This window comes from Aeromonas sp. 3P, assembly GCF_051919745.1.
Taxonomy (GTDB): Bacteria; Pseudomonadota; Gammaproteobacteria; order Enterobacterales; family Aeromonadaceae; genus Aeromonas; species Aeromonas veronii.
In genome coordinates this window covers 3,323,959-3,348,266 of record NZ_JBQBED010000001.1, presented here as the reverse complement: position 1 = coordinate 3,348,266, position 24,308 = coordinate 3,323,959, and the positions used below count along the sequence as shown (strand labels likewise).

23 protein-coding genes and 4 pseudogenes are annotated in these 24,308 nt (G+C 50.6%); 18 read left to right on the top strand and 9 right to left on the bottom strand.

Annotated features, from left to right (window positions below):
* Positions 1–38: 38 nt before the first annotated feature.
* Entirely contained in the window at positions 39–170 is a 132-nt protein-coding gene (locus tag ACTG19_RS15510; RefSeq protein ID WP_019445201.1) for a hypothetical protein, read from the top strand.
* Here the strand turns inward: ACTG19_RS15510 and ACTG19_RS15505 are convergent.
* Both ACTG19_RS15505 and uvrA read right to left on the bottom strand, forming a co-directional pair.
* Positions 167–1,840, bottom strand: coding sequence for a sensor domain-containing diguanylate cyclase (locus ACTG19_RS15505; RefSeq protein WP_439989241.1), 1,674 nt, complete (start codon positions 1,838–1,840; stop codon positions 167–169). The genes ACTG19_RS15510 and ACTG19_RS15505 overlap by 4 nt on opposite strands.
* Before the next feature lie 124 nt (positions 1,841–1,964).
* Complete coding sequence (uvrA, locus tag ACTG19_RS15500) at positions 1,965–4,793, bottom strand: excinuclease ABC subunit UvrA (protein ID WP_439989240.1); 2,829 nt, start codon at positions 4,791–4,793, stop codon at positions 1,965–1,967.
* Positions 4,794–5,163: 370 nt separating this feature from the next.
* Between uvrA and ssb (ACTG19_RS15495) the strand changes: the two are divergent.
* The 4 genes and pseudogenes from ssb (ACTG19_RS15495) to ACTG19_RS15480 all read left to right on the top strand — a co-directional run.
* Positions 5,164–5,463, top strand: a pseudogene (gene ssb / locus ACTG19_RS15495) (single-stranded DNA-binding protein); the annotation flags it as partial.
* Positions 5,443–5,938 (top strand): annotated as a pseudogene (gene ssb / locus ACTG19_RS15490) (single-stranded DNA-binding protein); the annotation flags it as partial. The pseudogenes ssb (ACTG19_RS15495) and ssb (ACTG19_RS15490), both read left to right, overlap by 21 nt.
* Positions 5,939–6,102: 164 nt before the next feature.
* On the top strand, positions 6,103–7,425 hold the full coding sequence (locus tag ACTG19_RS15485) for a site-specific integrase (protein ID WP_041207317.1): 1,323 nt from the start codon (positions 6,103–6,105) through the stop codon (positions 7,423–7,425).
* Complete coding sequence (locus ACTG19_RS15480; protein ID WP_439989239.1) at positions 7,422–8,516, top strand: hypothetical protein; 1,095 nt, start codon at positions 7,422–7,424, stop codon at positions 8,514–8,516. Before ACTG19_RS15485 ends, ACTG19_RS15480 begins: the two co-directional genes overlap by 4 nt.
* Here the strand turns inward: ACTG19_RS15480 and ACTG19_RS15475 are convergent.
* Positions 8,499–9,917 carry an IS66-like element ISAs21 family transposase gene (locus ACTG19_RS15475; RefSeq protein ID WP_004576012.1) on the bottom strand — a complete coding sequence of 473 codons (1,419 nt, stop codon included), beginning with the start codon at positions 9,915–9,917 and terminating at the stop codon, positions 8,499–8,501. The genes ACTG19_RS15480 and ACTG19_RS15475 overlap by 18 nt on opposite strands.
* Positions 9,918–10,087: 170 nt before the next feature.
* Here ACTG19_RS15475 and ACTG19_RS15470 point away from each other — a divergent pair, with 170 nt between their 5' ends.
* The 10 genes and pseudogenes from ACTG19_RS15470 (at position 10,088) to ACTG19_RS15425 (ending at position 18,021) form a co-directional block, all read left to right on the top strand.
* A complete protein-coding gene (locus ACTG19_RS15470; RefSeq protein WP_439989238.1) occupies positions 10,088–10,528 on the top strand; it encodes a hypothetical protein in 441 nt (146 codons plus the stop codon).
* 9 nt (positions 10,529–10,537) lie between these two features.
* Positions 10,538–11,494 (top strand): hypothetical protein, encoded by a 957-nt coding sequence (locus ACTG19_RS15465; RefSeq protein ID WP_439989237.1) that lies wholly within the window; start codon positions 10,538–10,540, stop codon positions 11,492–11,494.
* A gap of 75 nt (positions 11,495–11,569) precedes the next feature.
* Positions 11,570–12,774 (top strand): IS3 family transposase gene (locus tag ACTG19_RS15460; protein ID WP_100654772.1). Its coding sequence is split into 2 segments (ribosomal slippage): positions 11,570–11,888 and positions 11,888–12,774, totalling 1,206 coding nucleotides; the frame shifts between segments, so codons are not numbered across the junction.
* Between the two features lie 46 nt (positions 12,775–12,820).
* A complete protein-coding gene (locus tag ACTG19_RS15455) occupies positions 12,821–13,753 on the top strand; it encodes a hypothetical protein (protein ID WP_439989236.1) in 933 nt (310 codons plus the stop codon).
* Positions 13,741–14,220: a hypothetical protein gene (locus ACTG19_RS15450; RefSeq protein ID WP_049866848.1), complete on the top strand. Its 480-nt coding sequence runs from the start codon at positions 13,741–13,743 to the stop codon at positions 14,218–14,220. Before ACTG19_RS15455 ends, ACTG19_RS15450 begins: the two co-directional genes overlap by 13 nt.
* Positions 14,220–14,657, top strand: a complete 438-nt coding sequence (locus tag ACTG19_RS15445) for a VPA1267 family protein (protein ID WP_025202555.1) — start codon at positions 14,220–14,222, stop codon at positions 14,655–14,657. The genes ACTG19_RS15450 and ACTG19_RS15445 overlap by 1 nt, the downstream gene beginning before the upstream one ends.
* Positions 14,654–15,358, top strand: coding sequence for a hypothetical protein (locus ACTG19_RS15440; RefSeq protein WP_439989235.1), 705 nt, complete (start codon positions 14,654–14,656; stop codon positions 15,356–15,358). Before ACTG19_RS15445 ends, ACTG19_RS15440 begins: the two co-directional genes overlap by 4 nt.
* Before the next feature lie 32 nt (positions 15,359–15,390).
* Entirely contained in the window at positions 15,391–16,815 is a 1,425-nt protein-coding gene (locus tag ACTG19_RS15435; RefSeq protein WP_439989234.1) for an ATP-dependent DNA helicase, read from the top strand.
* 217 nt (positions 16,816–17,032) lie between these two features.
* Positions 17,033–17,194: pseudogene (locus tag ACTG19_RS15430) on the top strand (IS5/IS1182 family transposase); the annotation flags it as partial.
* A 158-nt stretch (positions 17,195–17,352) separates the two neighbouring features.
* The gene (locus tag ACTG19_RS15425) at positions 17,353–18,021 is read left to right on the top strand and encodes a hypothetical protein (protein WP_017780890.1); all 669 of its coding nucleotides are present in this window, start codon (positions 17,353–17,355) and stop codon (positions 18,019–18,021) included.
* A gap of 87 nt (positions 18,022–18,108) precedes the next feature.
* On the opposite strand, the gene tet(E) is transcribed toward ACTG19_RS15425, so the two are convergent.
* Positions 18,109–19,326: a tetracycline efflux MFS transporter Tet(E) gene (tet(E), locus tag ACTG19_RS15420; protein ID WP_017780889.1), complete on the bottom strand. Its 1,218-nt coding sequence runs from the start codon at positions 19,324–19,326 to the stop codon at positions 18,109–18,111.
* A gap of 80 nt (positions 19,327–19,406) precedes the next feature.
* Between tet(E) and tetR the strand changes: the two genes are divergently transcribed.
* Complete coding sequence (gene tetR / locus ACTG19_RS15415) at positions 19,407–20,042, top strand: tetracycline resistance transcriptional repressor TetR (RefSeq protein WP_017780888.1); 636 nt, start codon at positions 19,407–19,409, stop codon at positions 20,040–20,042.
* Between the two features lie 331 nt (positions 20,043–20,373).
* On the opposite strand, the gene ACTG19_RS15410 is transcribed toward tetR, so the two are convergent.
* Positions 20,374–20,565 carry a hypothetical protein gene (locus tag ACTG19_RS15410; RefSeq protein ID WP_017780887.1) on the bottom strand — a complete coding sequence of 64 codons (192 nt, stop codon included), beginning with the start codon at positions 20,563–20,565 and terminating at the stop codon, positions 20,374–20,376.
* 209 nt (positions 20,566–20,774) lie between these two features.
* Positions 20,775–21,245: a hypothetical protein gene (locus ACTG19_RS15405; RefSeq protein WP_017780886.1), complete on the bottom strand. Its 471-nt coding sequence runs from the start codon at positions 21,243–21,245 to the stop codon at positions 20,775–20,777.
* A 98-nt stretch (positions 21,246–21,343) separates the two neighbouring features.
* Between ACTG19_RS15405 and ACTG19_RS15400 the strand changes: the two genes are divergently transcribed.
* Positions 21,344–21,652, top strand: coding sequence for a helix-turn-helix domain-containing protein (locus tag ACTG19_RS15400; RefSeq protein WP_047440196.1), 309 nt, complete (start codon positions 21,344–21,346; stop codon positions 21,650–21,652).
* 108 nt (positions 21,653–21,760) lie between these two features.
* Here the strand turns inward: ACTG19_RS15400 and ACTG19_RS15395 are convergent, their stop codons facing one another.
* Positions 21,761–22,507, bottom strand: coding sequence for a DinB/UmuC family translesion DNA polymerase (locus ACTG19_RS15395; RefSeq protein ID WP_439989606.1), 747 nt, complete (start codon positions 22,505–22,507; stop codon positions 21,761–21,763).
* A gap of 84 nt (positions 22,508–22,591) precedes the next feature.
* Positions 22,592–22,714, bottom strand: a pseudogene (locus ACTG19_RS15390) (Y-family DNA polymerase); the annotation flags it as partial.
* 474 nt (positions 22,715–23,188) lie between these two features.
* Between ACTG19_RS15390 and ACTG19_RS15385 the strand changes: the two are divergent.
* Complete coding sequence (locus tag ACTG19_RS15385; RefSeq protein ID WP_274161757.1) at positions 23,189–23,932, top strand: substrate-binding periplasmic protein; 744 nt, start codon at positions 23,189–23,191, stop codon at positions 23,930–23,932.
* Positions 23,933–24,004: 72 nt separating this feature from the next.
* On the opposite strand, the gene ACTG19_RS15380 is transcribed toward ACTG19_RS15385, so the two are convergent.
* On the bottom strand, positions 24,005–24,127 hold the full coding sequence (locus ACTG19_RS15380; protein ID WP_005306071.1) for a hypothetical protein: 123 nt from the start codon (positions 24,125–24,127) through the stop codon (positions 24,005–24,007).
* Positions 24,128–24,308: the final 181 nt, after the last annotated feature.

Below are 24,308 nucleotides of genomic sequence, written 5' to 3'. Positions count from 1 at the left end.
TTGCGCCATGCAAGTTACTGGGAAGTAATGGTTTATTTATGAAAAATGAGTCGAAATGGCAAAAGGTGGGGGCCTTTCTCGCGGCCGTGTGGGGAATCGGATCCTTTCTCTTTATCCTGCTCGGTTTTATTGTCGCCCTGGCCTATCTGGTATTGGTACGGCAGGGTTAATCCGGATTGACAGAGTGCAGCAGGGTGATATGCCCCCCTTCGGCAAGCTGTTCCGGAGTCTGGCCCATTCCCTCCGCAGAGAGGCTACCAGCGTAGCCAAACCACCGATTTCGCCCACCGACTTTGGCCTGATACAGCGCCATGTCCGCCAGTTTGAAGCTATGACTCCAGAATGAATCTGGGTACTCCGGGTGCAACGGATAGCGGCAGAACCCCAGCGACACCGTCAACCAGAGTGGCGCATCCTCTTTGCCAAAGCGGTGCTGAGCGACACGCTGGCGCAGATATTCGACCCGCAGCGCCAACTCTTGCTCGTCATCCACTTGTAGCAGCAACAAGAACTCCTCCCCGCCCAGCCGGATGATAGGCTCGCGCTCTCCTGTCACCACCTTGCGCAGCAGATCCGCCAACTGTTTCAGCACCAGATCCCCGATGTCATGGCCAAGGCGGTCATTGATCCGCTTGAAATGATCCAGATCCAGCAGCAATAACAGACAAGGTTTGGCCCGGTTGGCCTGCAACCAGCCATCGAGATAGCGACGATTGAAACAACGGGTCAAGGGGTCGGTGAATGCAGCCATCTCCATCTGGCTGGATTTTTCCAACAAATCATCGTGTTGCTGACTGACCTTGCTGGCCATCTCCTTGAACTTGCCGCTCAGGGTCGCCATCTCGGCGCTGCTGTCGATATAGGGGATCAAGGTGGCATCTGGCCGATCGCCAAAGCGTTGCAGCGCCGACACCAGCTGCTGCAACGGGGTAAGCACAATGCTATTGAGCCGATACATGGCGATCATGACGCAGATAAAACTGATAAACAGCATGCCGATAAAGGTCCAGAGCGCCCCCTCCATGACGCCACTCAAGATCTTTCTCTCCTCCTCAATCACCAGAGTCAGCACCGGCTGGTTATCACTGTTAAGCAGACGTACCTCCCCCCTCAGCCGATCCAGCCCCAGGTCAATCAGGCGGTAGGTCACTTGCGGTTTCAGCGGTTTGAATGTGGCTGCGATATTCAGATTGGTGTCTGAGATCGCCAGTGGCAACGCGGTACGCTCAGAGAGCTGCTGGAGATACTCTTCATCAAGCCAGCGCACCACCAGCAAGAAGCCGTTGAAGGGGGCGGAGTTGTCACTGTCTCTGATCGGCTGCCACGAGTACATCAGCGGTCCCCATTGGGAGGCGCTAATGCCGTGCAAGTTGATACCTCCTTGCGCCACAGATTGCGCTCTCAACTGCTTTTTCAGATCATCAAGGAAATAGGGAAACTGATCATGATTGATGCCGGGCGCATCGGGTAGCAGGGTCCGGGTCCAGATCTCGTAGCCGGTGAGATCCATGAAACTCATCAGATTGAGGCGAAAGTCCCGCATCGGCATATCATTGAGCAGGTTGGAATCAATATATTCCCGGCTTCTGCCGATCATAAAACGATGGCTGTCATCCCAAATGCCCCAATCCCGACTGAAAGCATCCAGTGCTGCCACATCGGACTGCACCGCACTGCTCATTCGCAGCAAGTGCTCCTTCATGCGCTGCTCTTCAATCCGGGTGGCAGCAGGGATCTGGGCCCACGCTAACAGGATCAATAACAGCAAAATAGCGCCCAACCAGATAGGGAGCATGGAGTAAGCCAACTGATGATCAATCGTACGCGGAGCCTGAGCCATAACCTGATATATCCATTACCATGATGTCGTGATACCCAGCCAACCCACCTCACACGAGCTGCCCCTTCATATGTCCGATATTCATAGTAAAAAAGGGGCCAAAGGCCCCTTCGATTATAACGACTTATCGCGTCAATAGCGGGCGCAAAAAACGCGCCGTGTGAGACTCGCCATTATTGCAAATCTCCTCCGGCGTCCCCGTCACCAGAATACGGCCACCACCGGCCCCCCCCTCCGGCCCCAGATCGACGATCCAGTCGGCAGTTTTTACCACATCCAGATTGTGCTCGATGATGACGATGGTGTTGCCGCGATCCCGCAGCTGGTGCAGCACCTTGAGCAATTGCTGGATATCGTGGAAGTGCAACCCGGTGGTCGGCTCGTCCAGTATGTAGAGGGTCTGACCGGTATCCCGCTTGGAGAGCTCGCGCGCCAGCTTGACCCGCTGCGCCTCGCCGCCCGAGAGGGTAGTGGCCGACTGGCCAAGCCGGATATAGGAGAGGCCCACATCCATCAGAGTTTGCAGCTTGCGCGCCACCGCCGGCACCGGATCGAAGAACTCGCGGGCGTCCTCCACCGTCATCTCGAGGATCTCGTGGATGTTCTTGCCCTTGTATTTCACCTCCAGGGTCTCGCGGTTGTAGCGCTTGCCCTTGCAGACGTCACACGGCACGTAGACATCCGGCAGGAAGTGCATCTCCACCTTGATGACCCCATCCCCCTGGCACGCCTCGCAGCGCCCTCCCTTCACGTTGAAGGAGAAGCGGCCCGGCTGGTAGCCGCGCGAGCGCGCCTCCTGAGTGCCGGAGAGCAGCTCGCGGATCGGGGTGAACAGGCCGGTGTAAGTCGCCGGGTTGGAGCGCGGGGTGCGGCCGATGGGGCTCTGGTCGATGTCCACTACCTTGTCCAGATGCTCCAGCCCCTCGACGCTGCGATAGGGTGCCGGGGTGGACTCGGTGGCCTTGTTGAGCTCGCGATGAGCGATGCGGAACAGGGTGTCGTTGATCAGGGTCGACTTGCCGGAGCCGGAGACGCCAGTGACGCAGGTCATCACCCCGATGGGCAGATCAAGATTGACGTTGCGCAAGTTGTTGCCGCTTGCCCCCTTGAGTTTCAACCACTTGCCGGTGAGCGGCGTGCGCTCGGCCGGAATGGCGATCTGCTTGCGACCGGAGAGGTAGTCACCGGTCAGCGACTCCGGATTGTCGATAATCTGCTGGGGGGTGCCCTGCGCAACAATCTCGCCACCGTGTACACCCGCCCCCGGGCCGATATCCAGCACATGGTCGGCGAGGCGAATGGCATCCTCGTCGTGCTCCACCACGATCACCGTGTTGCCGAGATCGCGCAGATGGGTGAGGGTCTTGAGCAACCGCTCGTTGTCGCGCTGATGCAGACCGATGGAGGGCTCGTCCAGTACGTACATGACGCCCACCAGCCCGGCCCCGATCTGGCTGGCCAGTCGGATGCGCTGCGCTTCGCCGCCTGAGAGGGTCTCGGCACTGCGGGACAGGCTCAGATAGTTGAGACCGACGTTCACCAGGAAGCCGAGCCGCTCGACGATCTCTTTCAATATCTTCTCGGCAATCTGGGCGCGCTGGCCGGTCAGATTCAACCCTTCGAAGAAGGCGAGCGCATCGCCGATGGACTGCTCGGCGATGGCCGGCAGGTTGCGGTTGTCGACGAAGACGTGGCGTGCCTCCTCCCGCAGTCGGCTACCACCGCAGCTGGTACAGGATTTGTTGGCGATGTATTTGGAGAGCTCTTCACGCACCGAGTTGGACTCGGTCTCCCGGTAGCGCCGCTCCATGTTGTGCAGGATCCCCTCGAACGGGTGCTTGCGCACCACCACGTCGCCGCGATCGTTCATGTAACGGAACTCGATCTCGGTGCGACCGGAGCCGCGCAGGATCACCTCCTGAGTCTTGACCGGCAGATCCTCCCACGGCGTCTCCAGATCGAACTTGTAGTGCTCGGAGAGGGATTTCAGCATCTGGAAGTAGTAGAAGCTGCGTTTGTCCCAGCCGCGAATCGCGCCGTTGGCCAGACTGATGGCCGGATCGCCGATCACCTTGGCCGGATCGAAATATTGCTGCACCCCGAGGCCATCGCAGGTCGGGCAGGCTCCGGCCGGGTTGTTGAAGGAGAAGATGCGCGGTTCCAGCTCCGACATGGAGTAGCCGCACTCCGGGCAGGCGAAGTTGGCAGAGAAGGTCATAGAGGCAACCGCCTTCTCGCCGTCCATCGGCACTACCAGCACTATGCCACCGGAGAGGGTCAGCGCCGTCTCGAACGACTCGGCCAAACGCAGCGCCAGATCCTCGCGCACCTTGAAGCGATCCACCACCACCTCGATGGTGTGCTTCTTGTGCAGTTCCAGAGTCGGAGGATCGGAGAGATCGCACACCTCGCCGTCGATACGGGCACGGATGTAGCCCTGGGCCGCCAGGTTCTCCAGCAGCTTGGTGTGCTCCCCCTTGCGATCCCGCACCACCGGAGCCAGCAGCATCAGCTTGCTCCCCTCCGGTTGGGCCAGCACCTGATCCACCATCTGGCTGATGGTCTGGGCGGCGAGCGGAATGGCGTGGGTCGGACAGCGCGGCTCACCGACCCGGGCAAACAGCAGACGCAGGTAGTCGTAGATTTCGGTGATGGTACCGACGGTCGAGCGCGGGTTGTGGGAGGTGGACTTCTGCTCGATGGAGATGGCGGGCGAGAGCCCCTCGATATGGTCGACGTCCGGCTTCTCCATCAGGGAGAGGAACTGGCGGGCATAGGCGGAGAGGGACTCCACATAGCGGCGCTGCCCCTCGGCATAGAGGGTATCGAACGCCAGAGAGGATTTGCCCGAACCGGAGAGGCCAGTGACCACGATCAGCTTGTCGCGGGGCAGGGTCAGATTGATGTTCTTGAGGTTGTGGGTGCGAGCACCCCGGACCACGATCTTTTCCATCTTGTTGCACGCTCGATACAGAAACCTGAGCGAGTCAGTATCGCATAGAGACTACTGGATGAATAGACAGGCATTATCTATCGCCGTTATCCTTTTTTACGATGGATAGCCCCTTCGTCACACCCTGACCAAGGCGGCAAGTTTGCCCTCAATCCACACCAGCAAGCGCTCGCCCGCAGAGTGATCAACTGTTACTATTGGGGGCTAAACCTGAATCAGAACATGCGAAACGAACACTCTGATTGCTGCAACGGTTATAGAAAAACCATGCTGTTCAATATGATAACAACATGGTCATGAAAAAAGCGCGGTAACTTATTTAGTGGGTCCAGGCCTTGCCTGACCGGAATATAAAGGTGGAAGAGAGATTATGGCCAGTCGAGGCATCAATAAAGTCATTCTGATCGGTAACCTCGGGCAAGACCCGGAAGTACGCTACATGCCGAGTGGCGGTGCTGTGACCAACATTACTCTGGCTACCTCCGAAACCTGGCGCGACAAGCAGACCGGTGAGCCCGAATGGCACCGCGTTGTCTTCATGGGCAAGCTGGCCGAAGTGGCTGGCGAGTACCTGAAGAAGGGCTCCCAGGTCTATGTGGAAGGCAAACTGCAGACCCGCAAATGGCAGGATACGCTACATGCCGAGTGTGCTGTGACCAACATTACTCTGGCTACCTCCGAAACCTGGCGCGAAAGCAGACCGGTGAGCAGGAGCGTAGAATGGCACCGCGTTGTCTTCATGGGCAAGCTGGCCGAAGTGGCTGGCGAGTACCTGAAGAAGGGCTCCCAGCTATGTGGAAGGCAAACTGCAGACCCGCAAATGGCAGGATCAGAGCGGCCAGGAGCGCTACACCACTGAAGTGCTGGTCGACAGCTTCACTGGCGTGATGCAGATGCTGGGTGGCCGTCCGCAAGGCGGTCAGGGCATGGGCCAGAACATGGGTGGCCAATCCCAGGGTAACTGGGGTCAGCCGCAGCAGAGCATGCCTGCCCAGCAGCCGATGAATCAGCAGCGCCTGGCGCCAGCTCCGCAGCAGAACATGCAGCAGCAAGGCGGTTATGGCCGTCCTGCCCAGCAGCCGCAATCTGCGCCGCCGGTATATAACGAGCCGCCGATGGATTTCGACGACGATATCCCGTTCTAGATCTTGTAAAAGATGAAAGTGTAAGAATAAATCACTTTCACCATCTTGAGTGCAAAGCAACCCAGCAGAAATGCTGGGTTTTTTTATTTTTGCATTTCACTTGCCATCGCGATTTTCAGCACTATAACTTTATGTATGAGGAAAATGTAAGATTAGGATGCACAGTGTACAAGCTAGATAGATTGATTTTTGCAAATGGTGAACGTTATCCAGTCTTAATGGGCAATGATGGTATGCCTCATTTTCTTGCAACCCTCTGGGTGACAACAAAACTTCGTAGCAGCTTGTCGGTGAATACCATTTCAAATCGCCTAGGTGCATTAAAGTGGTTTCTTCAATGGGAAGAAAATAAACACAGAGACCTGTTCTCTGAGTTTCAGAAAGGTAAGTTTCTTAGCGACACTGACATTGACAACATCAGAGAACATCTCAGTCATGATATTTCTCATTTCAAAGGCTTAGCTAAAAGCAAAAAAACCAGAGATAAGGTCATTGATTTATTTAACACCCCAAGACTAATCAGTGTCACCCCCACAGTGGGACGTAATAACATTTACAATCGTGTGACAGCTATTGCAAGTTATTTAGATTTCATTGCTAGAGTAGCTGTACAGAACTGTAATAGCACTAAACTGCTCACAGAAATTAACAGTATGAATAAGCGCATACTTGCTGTTCGCCCTAAAGGCAAAGGTAAGAATGTTTTAGATAAACTAGATGGTAAAGACTTGCCAGATGGATTAATTGAGGAATTTATGGCTGTGGCACAATTTGACCACCCAAAAAATCCGTTCAAACACGCTTCGACAAAAAAGCGAAATCATCTTATGTTTTTACTTTTAAAAGAACTAGGCATACGAAGAGGTGAGTTACTCTCACTATCTATTGAATCGAACTTTCTAATGCTTCACGGCCCCCAAAAATTCATATGGGTAAAACGCCACCATGATGACATATATGATCCTCGCAAAAATCAGCCTGTAGCAAAGACGAAAGAAAGAATGTTGCGAATTAGAGATGAAACTGCGGCACTCATTGATGACTACATCATAAACATACGGGCAAAGACTCCGAACGCGAACAAGCATCCATACTTGTTTGTTACACATAGGAAGGGGAAAACTCAAGGACAGCCAATATCGACCAGCACATTTGACAGTATCATCGTGCCAACAATGAAATCTGTGGATGAGCGGTTCAAATCGATCCACCCACATTATTTTAGGCATAACTGGAACCAGTGGTTCTCCGAAATAATTGACAAAAACAATGATCTATCTAAAGACCCAAACAGTAACCGTAATTTTATTTCATCTAGTGAAGAAGCAAAAAGCCGAATGTATCAAATGGGGCACACATCAGAGAGCTCTGCCAAACCATATGTTGAACGCCATATTCGCAATAAGACAAACAAGCTAGTGCTTGAAGAGCAAGAAGAATTACAGAGACTAATTATTGAATCTCAAAAAAATAGAGGATATGAATGAATAAATATGATTACATTGAGGAAGAAAATGACGATCTCCCATCAACATTCAGCTCAAAAAAATTAGTATCAAAAGATGGATACAGCTTTGACTTTCACTCAGAATACTGGATGTTGAATAAAGATGTCAGCATTGCATTCATGCCGGATGTTTTATCTATGGAACCAAAACTGCTGGATGGATTTAAAAAAACACTAGCAACCTATGCTGAAGAACAATCAGCACACCATACATCAAATATGTATCTACGCTTTCAACGACTATTGCGAGACACTAAATTCAAAAATCTAGATGAGGATGTATTGCTCAATTGGCGAGCGATGCTTGATAAAAACAATGAATGGTACTTAGGTGCACTCCGTGGTTTTCTTATTAGCTGGAATGAATATGGATATTATGGTGTAACAACAGAGATGGTGAAAACACTCGAAATACTAACTCTATCAGGAAACAAGAAAGGAGTGTCTGTCGCTAATCGTTGCCCTGAAACAGGTGCCTTTACTAGCAATGAGGTACTTGCATTAAATCATGAACTTATTCGCTTATTCAGGAATAACTATATCTCATTTCAATGCTATGCATATGTGAGTTTATTGCAGGCTACTGCTAGACGCCCCACACAGTTACGACAAATAAAGGCTGCTGATTTATTTAAAGAACATGATCATAGTAAGAATGTGACAAATTTTTACCTCAATATACCTAGAGCAAAGCAGCGTGGTGGTGGGTTTCGTTTCTCTTTTAAAAAATTCCCCATTACGGAAGAGCTCTATCTAACGTTGCGTAATTTAATTAGAGATGAAACAGAGAAGTTTGAATCAAAACTCTCAATAAAACTGACTGCTTCTCAAGCAACAAAAATCCCATTATTTATTGATTGGGCAATGGTTTTTGAGTTAGCGGTTAAAAAAACATCTTTGACTGATGATTTATTAGATACTGACATTTTAAATATGTCATCAACAGATCTAAGAGAACACCTGCTAAAAAATTTCCAAAGAAAACAAAAAGCTATTTCTGAAAGAACTGGGGACTATATTCATATAACGGCTAGGCGGTTTCGTCGTAACCGTTCACCGGGACGGTGTTGACAGCACCAACTCCTCCGGGAACGGGTAGTCGGTTTTCTCGATGCAGGACCTGACAACTGCCCTCAGCCACTCCTGCGGGCAGCGGCCCAATCGCTTGGCCGTCTCCACCAACGATAGGATACGCTGCCTGAACTGCTCGCCTCGATGCGACCAGACGCCATAGCTTCCCTTGCGCCACAGCACATAGCCACGCAGCGCCCGCTCCGCTTCATTGTTGGTCAGCGCTATCTCGTCGTTTTCCATAAAACGCCATAGCATCTCATCGTCCTTGAGCAGTAACTGGCAGCGCCCACGGTAGCGCTTGGAACACAGTACACTGCCCCGCTCCAGCTGCCTTCGCCAGCTTTGCCGACATCGCTGCAACCTTCGCTGGTACTGCTCCCGGCTTAAGCAGCCTTGTTCATAGCCATGCCGGGTTCTGAACACCGTGTCAGCCAGCAGTACCAGCCGGGCTCCGATAGGCTGGTTGACGGCGTCGCTACTCTCGGCAATCGCCGCCACGTTGCGCAGCACATGCGCCCAGCACAGTTGGCGCTGGGCGCTGTCGATGAAGCGGTATCCCGCATACTGGTCGGTCACCAGCACCCCATCAAGCTCACTGCCCAGCAACCGCTTCGCTGCCTCCTGACCGCGGCCAAACGCCGTCATGAAGCAGACCGCGACCTTGCTCAGGGCCAGCCACATCCAGCGTCGCTCACCGCCCCGCTGGTGCCGGGTTTCATCGGCATGGATGATGGCGGCAGACTGCACTTGCTGTTTGATGGCTTGGTGGGTCGGGGTGAGCATGGCGCTGACCCGGCCTTGCGCTTCACTGATGGCGCCTCGGCTAAAGCTCAAACCGAAGTGCTGCTTGAGCTGCTGCTGTATCTTGCTGATGCTCTGGTGGAACTGACCACTCTGCAAAGCGATATAGCTCAGCAGATTAGCCCCCATCTGGCTGTGGCTCACCGTATCGGGCAGGGCTGCTTCACTGGTGGTGACGCACCCACGGCAGGTGCCCCGATACAGCTGATGCTCTGTCACCACATAGCTGACCTCGGGCAGGTCAAACACCTGATGAACCCGGTAGGGCTTGTCATGGGACACCACCTGCTCACCACAGCAGGCGCACTGCCGGGCAGGATAGTGTGGTATTGCCGTCAGTCGGTCGTCCTCAGGATGACGTTCACGCCGCTGCCCCTTGTGGCCAGGCTGGGCACCACGAGCCTTGCCGGAAGCGGGGCGCTTGCGCGCAGGCGGGGTCCCCGAGCCATCAGTGGAGGGGGGCTTGGAGGAGTTATTGCTGTTTTGGTTGAGGCGGTCTTCAAGCTCGGCGATGCGCGCCATCAGCTTGTAAATCAGCTCGTTGGCTTGCTCGAGGGTCAGCGGCAGGCCGGGTGGTGGCGTAATGGGTTTGCTCATGACGTGATGGTGCCAAGCTGGCGGGATCAGGCAAGGGGCAACAGTGGATCAAGGGATGATCGTCTCACTTTTTCCTGTCAATGCCATCTGGGTGAACAGTTACGTTTCGTCATACAAGAGGAACAAACCTTGGTCGAAAAGGTTTGGGGCCGTTGATCATAGCGGAGGCATTGGATCACAACGATACACAAAACGTTAAGGTCTATACGGAAAATACCGCAGATACCGTGACCTATATTGACAAGGCCATTGGCAAACAACTGGCCCCCTTTGCTAATGCATTCCTAGGTCGCATTATCGTTGACTTAGAGCAGGGTGAGCGAGGACATGACCTTGCTGCTCGCATACCAAACAAGGATAACGATATCGTAGGAGCATGCGGCACCAATGACTTTTGCGTTAAGGGGTATGAAAGTTGTTACACTTGTGAAAAATTTAGACCATTATTAGATGCTCCTCACGAGAAATTCTTATCCCATCTATATGCAGAGAAAGAGGTAAGGTTGAAAACGACAAAAAGTGAAGAGTACGCGGCAACAAAAGATAGGCTAATTTTAGCAGTTGAATGGGTTGTGCAGAAATGCTTTGAACTGAAACAACAACGAGCATGAGGATAGTCAGTGGACAGTAACATTTTCCATTTTAAGCCTGCGATAGAACTGAATTCAGAAGCAAATCTAGAAAAATTCATTCAAAGTAGCAAAAACAAATTAACTGTTTTCGGTGAAGATTGCTGGGATCATAATTTATGGCACACTTTTCACAATACTCGCCGTGTTGTTGCCCGTTTCTCCACAAATTTAGAGCCATCAACTTCCTATAGTTTCTCTCCCCTAGGTGCACCATTTATTGATTTTGCAAAAGCATACATTCGCTACATTTACGCATTAAAACCCATAACAACTCTTCACAGACATTTCGAAGCTATTCGAATACTTGAAGAAGCATTGATTCTATCAAAACATAAAGCAGATATTCTGATGCTCGATGGCCTAGTTTTAGAAAGGCTAGGCGATATTTTTAATAGACGCATATCAAATCTGGCAGGTCGAAATAAAGCGGGCTATCAAATGGAGCTTCTTCTTAATTTCTGCCGTGACAACTTTATAACACCGAGTCTTCCTGGGTGGTCAAATCCATATCAAAAAGTAAAAGATTTAACTATTCAACTTGACGAGAATGGAAAAGAACATCGTAAAAATAAATTGCCCTCAGAAGAGGATATGATGTTATTTGCTAAGTTATTTCATGACGCACCTTCATTAGGTATTGAAGCAGAATATTTTACTTCTGCAATAGCATTGCTCATGCAAGCACCATCCCGATGCTCTGAGTTATTCTCATTGCCTATAGATTGTACTGTATGGGAGGAGAATCGCAGCGGAGAACTTAAACTTGGAATACGTTGGGTGCCTGCCAAAAATGGCAACGAAGGGATTAAATGGGTTCCTACTGTCATGCAAGATGTAGCTTTGGAAGCTATCGAACGATTGAAAAAAATTAGCATGCCTGCACGGGAGGCTGCGATGTATGCAGAAACGCATCCAGATAACAATGGGAGTAGATTGGCCCCTTGAAGATCCAGACACTTCGCCCCTCTTAACTTAAGAGGTAGTCTTGGAGCTATGTTCAGTACTAGTCACAACGAGAAGATGGTCGAAGTGTTAACAGGGGCCGAGCGCCGTCGACGCCGGACTCCACAAGAAAAGATCGCCATCGTGCAGCAGACCTTTGAGCCCGGGATGACCGTCTCTCATGTTGCTCGCTTGCACGACGTCAACGCAAACCAGCTTTTCAAATGGCGTAAGCAATTCCAAGAAGGGTCTCTCACGGCGATCACCGCCGGTGAGGATGTTGTTCCTGCTTCCGAGTTGGCTGCTGCCATCAAGCAGATCCGAGAGCTTCAGCGTCTGCTCGGGAAGAAGACCATGGAGAACGAGATCCTCAAAGAAGCCGTGGAGTATGGTCGAGCAAAAAAATGGATTGCGCATGCGCCCTTGTTGCCGGGGGACGACGATTAAGTGCTGTGAGCCAGGCTCTTAATGTATCGCGTGCGCAGCTATCCGTTCGTGTTCATCGAAAACCGGGTTGGCAAGATGGTCGTCATCATCGCCAGCGTGATGATGCAGCCTTACTTGGCCGTATCATGGAGGCGATGGCAGAGCTTCCCTCCTATGGCTATCGCCGGGTCTGGGCGCTGTTACGGCGTCAGTCTGAGGCAACAGAACAACCTGTGGTAAACGCTAAGCGGGTATATCGCGTCATGCGCGAACATGGCTTGCTGCTGGAAAGAAAACCAGCTGCACCATTGGCCCAGCAGGCACATAAGGGGCGTGTTGCCGTCAAGGAGAGCAATCGACGGTGGTGCTCAGATGGCTTCGAGTTTCGCTGCGATAACGGTGAAAAACTACGTGTCACGTTCGCCATGGATTGCTGCGATAGGGAAGCGTTGGACTGGGCGGCCAGTACTGGGGGTTACGATAGTGACACTGTGCAAGATGTCATGCTGAGGTCTGTCGAACGTCGCTTTGGGGATTCGTTGCCGGCATCACCGGTGGAGTGGCTGACTGATAATGGCTCGGCGTATCGAGCCCATGAGACCCGCGCGTTTGCACGAGAAATCGGGTTGGAGCCCAGAACGACAGCAGTGAGAAGCCCACAGAGTAACGGTATAGCGGAGAGCTTCGTGAAGACGATGAAGCGAGACTATATCGAGATGATGCCAAAACCGGATAGCCGAACAGCGGTAGGCAATTTGGCTATCGCGTTTGAGCATTATAACGAGCACCACCCGCACAGCGCCTTGGGATACCGTTCACCACGGGAATTTCTGCGCAGTCGGGTATCACAACCCTAAGCGGGAAAAAGTGTCTGGACCTATGGGGTCAAATCCAGGGAGTATGGTGTATATCAGTAAATTGGTTAACTGGCCTTTTGTTGATAACGCAAAAAAAGTTAAGGCCTCAGAGGCTTTGTTACTATATAGAGACCGTGAGTTACATGCGGAACATGATGTTATTCAACACTCGTTTGTTTTACCTACGGTGAACATAATTAATGCAAGGATTTCTAGGTCTGAGGCCAGAAAAGGAGTCCACCTTTGGAAGAAACATAACATATTACGAGAGGATGGCTCACAACCCGATATAACATCCCATCAAGCTAGGCATTGGCTCAGTACCAAAGCTGAACGGGGTGGGATGGATGAGTTGACGCTTGCAAACTGGGCAGGGAGAGCAAGAGTTGCTGATAATGCCAGCTATGATCATCGCACAGAAGAAGAAAAGTCCAATGCAATTGCAGTTATTACTATCCCTGAAAATGCAAACACGTTGGAAAAAATAAAATGTAACCTTCCAATTAGTTTCGAGGAAATCGGAAAGAACCTTACTGGTGCAGCGATAGTAACAGAGCTAGGCGTGTGTGAACATGATTTTGCCATGATTCCATGTCAGCGAAACGGTGACTGTGAAACCTGCAAAGAATTGGTCTGTATCAAAGGCTTCAGTAGCTCATTGGAGCTGTTGAAAGTACGAGAAGTTCAAGTGGCAGCTCAACTCGAAAAAGCACAGCAAAGCCATAAAATGGGGGCCTTTGGTGCTGACCGCTGGGTTAGCTCACACGGTTGGCGACTTGCTCATATTAGAACAAAGATCCGGCTATTAGAGGATGAAAATGTTCTTGATGGCACCCCCATTCGTATTCCTGATGTATATGATCCCTCGCCAGCCAAGGTTGTTCTTTTAGAGAAGGGGCTTAATATTGAAGTTCAATCGCCTGACTCTATCGATTCTAAAGCGTTTAATATTATGGGTGATTTGTTATGCCTAAAATAGTTATCACAGAAAAAAACCTGCCTAATATACTAGGTCTAATTAATACTTGGGAAGGAAAGTTAACTTGGGACTTGCTCTGTCAAAAAGTTGCCATAATGATTGATGTTAAAGGTGGCGTCCAACGTCAATCATTATCCTCTTACAAAGATATTCAAGATGCATACTCGCGAAGAAAGACATTTTTAAAAGAACGTTTTTCTCAACCTGAGCCTACCAAAGAGCGTGATGTAACGCTTGAGTATCTTATAAAAAAGGTTGCTCTTTTAGAGAATGAATTAGCCAGATTAAATAGTTTGAATGATGCATACAAACAGCGTTTCATAGTATGGCAATATAATGCTTACATGCATGGTGTCAGAATGACATCAATTGATAATTTTCCAACAGATAGTGCCGAGCTAAAAAAATTACAGGATATGCTTGGAAAGCCGCTTATAGAAGTTAAACGCCGCACAGGAGGTCAATAATGGCGAGTGGTACAGAAAAAGCCAAAGCAACCGTCCAGGCGTTTGAACTATGGATGGCAACCCAGACTGATGAGACGTATCGACAATTAAGTTACAGGGGCAGCCTCAGCCGCAGTGAAATCACGAAAGCTATTGGCTGTGGCCGCTCTGCCTTAGTGCAGAACCCTGAGCTTCGTAGGCAATTGCAGAAATTGGAAGACCAGCTTAGGGAACACGGGGTGCTTCCGCCACTCACCGCTCAGGCCATAGCGAGTGTAGCTCATCCAAAGGTATACGACCCTACGACTCATCGACGCCTACTTGATACCAAACGTGTATCAATATTGGAGCAGGAGAATATTGAACTGAAAGCGCAGCTAAGGGAACTAAAAGCCAGACTGGAGCGCTTCGGTGAGCTATCTGAGACATTGGCCGAAATGGGGATCTTGCCACGATGAACCAATCTCTCCATTCCGAACTATTTCGTGTTACCAGTATCCCATATAGCTCATCCAGCTACGTGATTTTCTCTGGAATACCACTTAATGACGAGACCAGCCAGATCAAGGATGGCAAATACTATGTGACCATTAAAGCGCGGCCTGACACTCTTCCGGCACAACCGTCACAGGGCCAGCAATGGACAGTCCATGGCAAACCTCTCATTGAGAGGGTCGAGATTGGTGATGTTGTGATGCAGCAACATACCTATGAATCACCTGAGCACGTGATATGCACCCTGCCGGAGACAGGTGAGCAGCTGATCCAGTTCATTGCCAAGGAACCTGATTTCAAGGGAATTGGCCTCGGTAAAGCTAGGGCGTTATGGCAACTACTCGGTGAGCAATTTCATGCCACCCTGCGCACCGACACACCAGAGTCCAGAGAGCGCCTCAAGAGTATTCTGAGTGATGTATCTATTGATGCCCTGTTCAACGGCTACGCAAAATACAAAAACCTGAGCCACTGCAATTGGATGGCAGAGTGCCGGATCCCCTCGCCCATTCAGCAGCGGCTCTTGAAATTCCATGGCGAAAGCTCCGTTGAAGCAATCAAAGCTAATCCCTACCTGCTGGTCGGCTTCGGGATGGCATTTGAAGAAGTGGATGCGCTTTCTCAAACGAAGTTTGAGGTAGAACTAAAGATCCGACGAGGCTGAGTGCCGCCCTGGAGTTCACCATCCACGCGGAAGTGGAAAAAGGCCACACCTACACCACGCTGGCCAGGCTTCGCCCCCTGCTGACCAAATTGCTTGGTGACGGCGAGTTGGCAGCACAAGCATTCAAGGCTGGTTACCACCAAGCCCAGTATGTGCTGAACCATGAAGCAGGCACCTATCACCCTACCGCGCAGATGTTGATGGAGACTGTTGTTGCCAAACGCTTGTTGAAGCTTGCCAAGCAGCAAAATTGTTACGAGGAGTCCACCAATACTGCATTTATCGCGGCGGTTAACGAGCTGCCATATGAATTGACCGCGATGCAAAATGAGGCGGTGCTCACCGCGTTAGACAATGCGGTGAGTTGCATCACGGGGGGTGCAGGAACTGGGAAAACCACAGTGCTAAGAACCGCACTGCAAGCCTATCGTAAAATAGGCTTTGAGGTTCATGCTGTCGCGCTGTCTGGACGCGCTGCAATGCGCCTACATGAGTCGATAGGTTTCAAGACAATGACCATTGCCGCCTTGTTGCGGCACGAGCCCATAGAGCCATCTGATGGGTCTCCCAATCATCTGTTGGTGATCGATGAGGCATCCATGATCGACCTACCCACCATGTACCGGCTCACTAACCATCTTCATCCCTCCGTACGGATCATACTGACAGGTGACCCAAACCAGCTGCCCCCTATCGGTTGTGGCAAAGTGCTGGCCGATATCGTTGCATCACAAGCTATCTCGAATGTGACCCTGGACATCGTTAAACGCCAGAAGGGAACCACAGGCATTCCCGAATACTCGATGCAGATAAATCAAGGCCTCATACCCGAGAACTTGAGCATGGGTAACATCCATTTCCATGAAACATCCAAGGACAAGATCGCCCAGGTCTGTGCCGAGTTGTACCAGCAATCACCCGAGAACAGCCGAGTGGTAGGAGCGACCACAGCCATGGTGGCGGACATCAATAATCTTATTCAGGAGGCCGTCAACCCTGATGGTGCTCGGATGGCATTTGAGATGTATGGCGAAACCTACTGCCGCAACGATCTGCGCCAAGGGGATGTGATCCTCTTCACTCAGAACAATTACGAGAAAGGCATTCAAAATGGCTCGCTCGGAACGCTAACTCGCGCTGTCGGGGCTGGAGATGACTACGGAGTGGTTGAACTGGACACAGGCGAGAGCGTGTATGTCACCCAATCCCTGCTGGACTGTATGAGGCTGGGCTACTGCATCACACTCCATAAAGCTCAGGGTTCGCAGTTCCCACGCATCATCATCGCGCTGCAAAAGGGGAGGATCGTTGACAGGGCCTGGCTCTATACCGCAATAACCAGGGCCGAGCATGAGGTCCATATCGTGGGCAGCACAGCTGAGTTTGCAGCCATCACCAAAGCGCCCAGCAATGCCCATAACCGGAACAGCTATCTGCGTGATCTGTTGAAGAAATGAGAGGAGATTGATTCCCTTGGGGAGCGACTACGGGTACAAGCGGAGATAAGCGGTGCGTCAACGCGCAGCGTTGTCCACGGCTTATTCCGTGCTCTTGCGTAGCAAGATGTGCCCGTAGCTGAGCGATCGGAAGGGCTAGAACCTTAAAAATCAATACCTTACAAGGCCTTGACATAGTACCACCAGAGTCTCTTTTGTACCAAGAACGAACTCCAACGTGAGTCATCAATTGACCTTCGCTGATTACGAGTTCAACAGCAAACGCCGCCAGACCCGTAAAGAAGTTTTCCTCTCTTGAATAGAGTAACTGCTTCCCTGGCCCTGGATGCTGGTCATCATTACGCCCATCTATCCCAAGGTCGGCAATGGCCGTCACCCCTAACCACTGATGCAAATCCAGCCATAAGAACCTTCTCTAAAAAGGCTGGGTGCAAAGTAAGTGGTCAAGTCAGTGTAATTACCCACGAAAGGCCTCTCGCAATTATGATAGGCATGGCCCCGTGGGCGCGGGCATCGGACAGACTCAGGAGCAGTAACATGAAGCATCAAACCCTCACCGTGGAAAATAGCCGCATTCGCGTCACCGTCAGCCGCGAGATAGCCGATAAATTCCTGCCAACCGGAGTTATCGGTCGCGATGAGTCCCCCGGTCAGGCGCAACGTGGTCGTCTGCTTTCTGCCGCGATGGGCAAATTAGCCAGCGCAACCGAATTACGCCTTCGGCTCACTAACGATATCGAGCGGGCTGATGTCATCGCGCTGGCCCATAAGCTCCTTGTCCGTGACTATCTGGAGGAACACAGTCACTACAACGTCAACGAGGTGATCATGCGCCTCGAAGAGGGTCACCTCATGCACAAATACATGGCCCAGGAGGTCACTCTCGCCAATGAGTACGCTCGCGGTGTCTTGAAGACTATTTCGCAAGACGACGCCCGCCTTTACGTAGCGCCAAAGGTAATGGCCGGGGTACTCTCCCCCCATGAACGCAGGCAACTGGAGACCCGCGTTGAACTCCTGCTAAACCGCATTGGCATCAATGCAACTGAGGCACTAGATAAAGCCCGTCACGCCTTGCAAGCGCAGGCCAACATCGCGCACCATTATCACATGTGTCGGGCCAATATGACGGGTTGGAAGATTGAGGTCATCGGGGAACTACCGGCTCAAGTGGGCCTATCTCGGTTGCTGCCAAAGGATGATTAATGGATCGCAATCCCAGACCCACCTACCAGCTCACCTCTATCCACCGAGTAGGGCGCCAGAATTTACGGTGCTGTACAGCATTGTTGCTCAAATTCTCTGCTGTACATCGCTCTTATTTATCGGGTGGATTACCCTACCTGGATGGAAAAACCTCAGTATAATCAATGCAACTACATATAATCCGCAGCCAATTATCCATACCCATCCATTCCACGTTTCGCGGGTTGCACTATACAAAAATGCAAAAACAAGTGGACCGATTACACCTGTCAGGTGGGTCAAACTGGTCAGCACCCCTTGTAATTGTCCCTGTGCTACCTGACCGACACGAACAGATATAATTCCCTGCAAGGCGGGAAGTGTGATGCCACCACAAGCTAGTAACAGCAAAACCGGCCAAACCATCCAGCTTTGTGTAATGACCGCCAATAAAAATAGGCCACAACCGTCAGCCAAAATGCCAACCGCTATAGCTTTCCGTTCTCCCAAATGTTTAGCGATAAAACCAGCAGCAAGTCCTTGAAACAGTGCGTGTGTCAGCCCGAACACAGCCAATGAAACACCGACCATTACGCCATCCCATGCGAAGCGCTCTTCTCCGAATAAAACCCATAATGTTGCGGGGATTTGGCCAATCAATTGAATGATGAAAAAGACAACTAACAATCCCGATAATGGGGAGATCATCTCGCGTATGGAGGATGTGGTTTCATTGATTGTTTCATTCTTTAACTCGTCACTAACCTGATTAGCATTATGGGTCTCATGTAAAATGAATAGGGAGACCAGAAATGCCAGCCCGTTAATAGCAGCAGCGAACATAAACGGTGCCTGTACCGAAAGTTGACCGGCAAAACCACCAATGACTGGTCCAGCAATCATACCGCCACCAAAACAGGCACCCATCATACCAAACCAATGTGTCCTGGATTCCTCAGGTGTGACATCGGCAATTGTTGAGGCTGCAACAGCTCCAGTCGCACCGGTAATACCAGCAATTAAGCGTCCCAAATACAACACCCACACTACGCTGGCTGTTGCCATTAATGCGTAGTCCAGTGTTGCACCTAAAAGTGAAAGTAACAATACAGGGCGACGACCTATGCGATCTGACCAGCGGCCGAGAAGAGGGGCAAAAATCACTTGCATCATTGCATACAGCGCCAATAAAACACCGTAGTTCTCTGCAACATTAGCCTTTCCAACAAACTCCCGTAATAACGCCGGCAAGACAGGCATAATTATGCCAATCCCCATAGCATCTAAAAAAATGATGACCAGTGCCATCATCACAGTGCGGTTCATAGTTAACGTTCTCTATCGATGATAGGGTTTGAAAAATAACTCTATCAGTGATAGATTGTCAACAGCAAAAGGAGATAGTGATGGCACGACTAAGCTTGGACGACGTAATTTCAATGGCGCTCACCCTGCTGGACAGCGAAGGGCTAGAGGGCTTGACTACGCGTAAGCTGGCGCAGTCCCTAAAAATTGAGCAACCGACTCTGTATTGGCACGTGCGCAACAAGCAGACTCTTATGAACATGCTTTCAGAGGCAATACTGGCGAAGCATCACACCCGTTCAGCACCGTTACCGACTGAGAGTTGGCAGCAGTTTCTCCAGGAAAATGCTCTGAGTTTCCGTAAAGCATTACTGGTCCATCGTGATGGAGCCCGATTGCATATAGGGACCTCTCCTACGCCCCCCCAGTTTGAACAAGCAGAGGCGCAACTACGCTGTCTATGCGATGCAGGGTTTTCGGTCGAGGAGGCTCTTTTCATTCTGCAATCTATCAGCCATTTTACGTTGGGTGCAGTATTAGAGGAGCAAGCAACAAACCAGATAGAAAATAATCATGTGATAGACGCTGCACCACCATTATTACAAGAGGCATTTAATATTCAGGCGAGAACCTCTGCTGAAATGGCCTTCCATTTCGGGCTGAAATCATTAATATTTGGATTTTCTGCACAGTTAGATGAAAAAAAGCATACACCCATTGAGGATGGTAATAAATGATGCTATCTATGTGTCAACTCTAATTTATAGTTATGGATAGTGTTTTCAAATATATACATGTATCGTCAGTATTTTATCTATTAAATATTAAACCACTTCTGGTTAATATCATGGGTGTCACCGTCCCTCGATAAAATGGCATTGAGTCTCCCACAACTAAGCCACCCATTCGGTTTAAGGTCTTAACGATGATATCTCTTGCATCCATATGGATTTCATCTACAGATTGTGCGAAAAGTTCGTGCAGTGAAAACCGAGCCAAGCTAGAACCTATTTGATACCCTCTGAAATTTTGCATTGTTGCAAATCGCCCCCAATGAGTTTCATCGCATTATTTCCAGGCTGCAACGGCACCAACAATTGTGGAGTTCATAATTGCACACCACCATTGTGGCGATTTTTCAGCTGGAATAGGGATCAATTCGTCAGGGATCCCCTGCTCTCCCTTGAACACGGGAATTTGCAAACGCAGTATGTCGTCCATATCTTCATGCGTTGCTTTCCTCAATACAAGATTCTGCATCGGGTCATCCTTATCGTTGAGCCGTAACAGCAGGTATTTTCATTAGTAGCTCAGCACAAAATGCACATAATTTGTTCAAATCAATAAGCCGCCTAGGAACACAGTATCTATTGGCCACCGCCTTCCGTTGGCGGCATCGCTTCTTGCGCTATGGCCGACTCAGGTATGCTTCTTTTCGATAAAACGCCTCTTTCATTTATACCTTTTAATTACATCATCACCAATTGACTTACCGCTCTAATTTTCCCATTCAACCGGTAGATTTTTTCTGATGCATTTTTATGCAAACAAGTAATTTTTTGCTTCTCTTGAGGTAGTTTTTCAAGTATCTCGCGGTAGGCTTGTAACTCATAACGAGTCAACAGAAGCTCTTCTTCCAGAGACCTCAACTCACTTGCTAGATCATAATTATCGCCTTTGATTGATGCTTGTAAACTGCCCAGAAGATCATCTGAAAAAATATAATGCCGATTATTTTTTGGCCCATTAGCTTTCACTGCATCCTGTTTTTTCAAGCTATATACATGGCGGTCAACCAAGCCTGATGCCTGATACACAGCCAAGTCATTGACCTCCATAGCCAATCGTATCAGCTCTTTCCTGCTTATTTTTAGACCAGTCATTTTGAGTAAAACTTGATAAAACTTGTTACTGATTTTGTAAACATTTTTATTCTGCATAAAATTTCCACAACCACAACACTTAGGATTGCTAAGTATACAGAGACAGGTGAAACTTAGACAATCTATACATATGAGAACTTTGTGATGAACAAACATTGTACAAAAACCCATTCCCAGAGAGACTCAAGCAGGCGCGTAAAAAAGCAGGTATATCCCAAAAGGAGCTTGGGGTAAGGGCCGGTATGGATGATAGTTCTGCTAGTGGTCGCATGAATCACTATGAGAGAGGTCGCCACGTTCCAGACATTGATACAATGCGAAAACTTGCCAATGTACTGGGAAAGCCGCTGAGTTATTTTTTTTGCGAAGATGATCTTAGTGCGGAATTGGTTTGTCTATTTGAGCAACTTGATGAGGATGAAAAGTTAGATCTTCTCTTTAAGCTACGTGAAAATAAACGGTGATACCGCTAAGTAAGATACCTGCTCATGTTGCGGATTGACCACCAGAAGTTTGCAACGCATTGATAGTGGTTTGTAGCTAGGAGAGGAGGTTAACTTTCATGGTTGTGCTCATGCCTTCACCACCGGGATCCCTTTGATACTGGTGGTATAGCGGGGGCTGAGTTGTTCGCGTTTCATCATCCATTCGCTGGTATCTCGGCCTCGGGATGCAAAGTAGACCTTTCCCAACCGCCCCTGGTTAATCCTATCGATCACCTGCATGAGTGCATCGCTACGGGGATCCTGCTGTTCGCTGCCGAATAGACCCCCTTGCTGCATGCCTTTCGGGGAGAAGTCCGCCAGCATGACGCCGCCCTTCATATAGCGAACATCATCCAACCAGATCCTGCTCAGCAGCGGCTCGATCTGGGCTAGCAACTCACGGGTGTCGGCTGTGGGTATCGGCAACAGCATGGAGATCTGGTTGGCATAATGTGTTTCCCGCTCCGCAAACGGGCTCGAACCAATGAATACTGTGACATGGCGGCAGCACATGCCCTCTGTCCTGAGTTTCTCAGCTGCCCGCTCCATGTAGCCAGCGAGAGCCTCCCGCATGGGGCCGAAGGCGGTGATGCGCTCCCCAAAGGATCGGCTGCAAATTATCTGTTGCTTGGCCTGTGCCAGTTGCTCCAGCTCGGCGCAGGGGATCCCGCACAGCTCCTGCACCGTGCGCTCGACAACGACCCCGTAACGGTGCCGAAGACTCTTAGCATCAGCCGCTACCAGATCAGCCACGGTGTTGATGCCCTGAGCTGACAGCTTGGTGGTGAGTTTGCGACCAATTCCCCAGACCTCGTCTACCGGGGTGATCGCCATCAGTTTGGCGCGGCGTGTTTCATCGCGCAGATCGACCACCCCTCCGGTGGCGGGCCATTTTTTTGCGGCATAGTTGGCGAGTTTGGCTAGGGTTTTAGTGGGGCCGATACCAACACCGACCGTCAGCCCTGTCCACTGCCGTACCCGCTCCCGGATCTGGCGTCCATATGCCACTAGGTCACCCGCCCAACTCTCACTCAGCTCAGCAAAAGCTTCGTCTGTTTACCGGGACGGGTGCGAACAGCTTTGCGAGAAGGTCACTCAGCAACTCGGTGCGTGGTTCTCTCTTTTGAGCTGGTAAGGCTCATGTGGTGAGGGTTCTGGTGAGGACAACCAAAAAGTGTAAGAATAAACAGGTATGAACACGCATTTTCATACCTTTTCTTACATATCTTTAAAAAGTGTCATTTTAAGGTGAGCAACCAGAAGTGTAAGAAAAGGTGTTATGCATTGAAATATATAGTAAAAAATTCATTGCCACTCACTCAGTCACTCACTCAGCAGCGATTTTTTACATGTATTACCGTTCTAAGAACAGAATATTGAAAAGGCCCTGATAACTCAGGGTCTTTTTTTATGCACTCAGGCTGAACCTCTCAGCCCGAAAGGGATATAACGCTTTTTGGTTGCCTCCCCTACAGTGATGGATATTCTCCACAGGAGCGCTTTGTGAAAAGTGCAATGAAACTGCTCACCCCTTTATTGCTACTGCTGACCAGCATGCTCTCCGGCCAGTTGCAGGCAACGCCACTCAAGGTCGGGGTCAGCTTTGCCATCCCTCCATATGTGATCGAAAGTAATCAGAGTGGCATCGAGCTGGATCTGCTGAAAGAGGCGTTCGCTGGCAGCGGCTATGAGCCCAGCTTTGAATTTCTGCCGCTGGAGCGTACCTTCCGCCTGTTCGAGTCAGGAAAGCTGGATGCCATCATCAACGTCAGACCCGGTATGGTTGATCCTCACGTTCTGACCCAGCCCGTTATCACCTTCCATAACCGGATCTTCACCCTGCGCAGCACCCACATCAATACTCTGGACGACCTGCATTCAAAACGGGTCACCGCCTTTCAACGGGCAAGGATCATTCTGGGGGGCGCGTTCGCCACCATGGCCAACCAGAATCCCCACTATGAGGAGGTAGCCAAGCAGCAGGTGCAGGTACATCAGCTGATGCGCGGCAGGGTCGATGCAGTCGTACTGGAGGAGCGGGTGTTCTACTACTACCTCGACCAGCTGATTGCCACCGCCCAGGCAGGCGAGCACTACGAGCGCAATCAGGTCAGACAAGCAGACCTCTTCCCGCCCACCGTCTATCACTTTGCCTTCCGAACGGCCGATGCACGCAATCTGTTTGATAAGCGCCTTGAGGCGATGCGTCAGGATGGTCGTTATCACCAGATTTTCGCGGCTTACGGCGCCACACCGTGAGCCACAAACATAAAAGCCAGCCGGTAAGGGCTGGCTTTGTACTGGCTCCGAAGGAACAGCAGTAGGGGAGCGTTACTTCATTGCGCTGCCGTTTTTCAGTTCTGCTTTCTGACGTTTGGCTTCGCGTTTCTCTTTCAGTGACATCTGCGGTTTTTTCTTGGCATCTTTGCCGTTGTGATGTTCTTTGTTACTCATCATCAAACTCCAAAAATGTTACCCAGACAGTTGGTTCCTCATGGGAGCCAGCATGCCATCCGAATCATCAACTTCAGTACGCTTGGTGGGATGGTGCAAGACCATCACCAGACCCAGCATACCCTCCAGCGGCATCCGGATCCAGCCTCATTCTCGTCCAAAAGATGTCGCGCGCAGCCCC

Coding starts and splice junctions, on each gene's coding strand:
- ACTG19_RS15510 (WP_019445201.1), top strand. CDS start 39: ATGAAAAATGAGTCGAAATGGCAAAAGGTGGGGGCCTTTCTCGCGGCC.
- ACTG19_RS15505 (WP_439989241.1), bottom strand. CDS start 1,840: ATGGCTCAGGCTCCGCGTACGATTGATCATCAGTTGGCTTACTCCATG.
- uvrA (WP_439989240.1), bottom strand. CDS start 4,793: ATGGAAAAGATCGTGGTCCGGGGTGCTCGCACCCACAACCTCAAGAAC.
- ACTG19_RS15480 (WP_439989239.1), top strand. CDS start 7,422: ATGAATAAATATGATTACATTGAGGAAGAAAATGACGATCTCCCATCA.
- ACTG19_RS15475 (WP_004576012.1), bottom strand. CDS start 9,917: ATGAGCAAACCCATTACGCCACCACCCGGCCTGCCGCTGACCCTCGAG.
- ACTG19_RS15450 (WP_049866848.1), top strand. CDS start 13,741: ATGCCTAAAATAGTTATCACAGAAAAAAACCTGCCTAATATACTAGGT.
- ACTG19_RS15445 (WP_025202555.1), top strand. CDS start 14,220: ATGGCGAGTGGTACAGAAAAAGCCAAAGCAACCGTCCAGGCGTTTGAA.
- ACTG19_RS15440 (WP_439989235.1), top strand. CDS start 14,654: ATGAACCAATCTCTCCATTCCGAACTATTTCGTGTTACCAGTATCCCA.
- ACTG19_RS15425 (WP_017780890.1), top strand. CDS start 17,353: ATGAAGCATCAAACCCTCACCGTGGAAAATAGCCGCATTCGCGTCACC.
- tetR (WP_017780888.1), top strand. CDS start 19,407: ATGGCACGACTAAGCTTGGACGACGTAATTTCAATGGCGCTCACCCTG.
- ACTG19_RS15410 (WP_017780887.1), bottom strand. CDS start 20,565: ATGCAGAATCTTGTATTGAGGAAAGCAACGCATGAAGATATGGACGAC.
- ACTG19_RS15405 (WP_017780886.1), bottom strand. CDS start 21,245: ATGCAGAATAAAAATGTTTACAAAATCAGTAACAAGTTTTATCAAGTT.
- ACTG19_RS15395 (WP_439989606.1), bottom strand. CDS start 22,507: ATGGCGATCACCCCGGTAGACGAGGTCTGGGGAATTGGTCGCAAACTC.
- ACTG19_RS15385 (WP_274161757.1), top strand. CDS start 23,189: ATGAAACTGCTCACCCCTTTATTGCTACTGCTGACCAGCATGCTCTCC.
- ACTG19_RS15380 (WP_005306071.1), bottom strand. CDS start 24,127: ATGAGTAACAAAGAACATCACAACGGCAAAGATGCCAAGAAAAAACCG.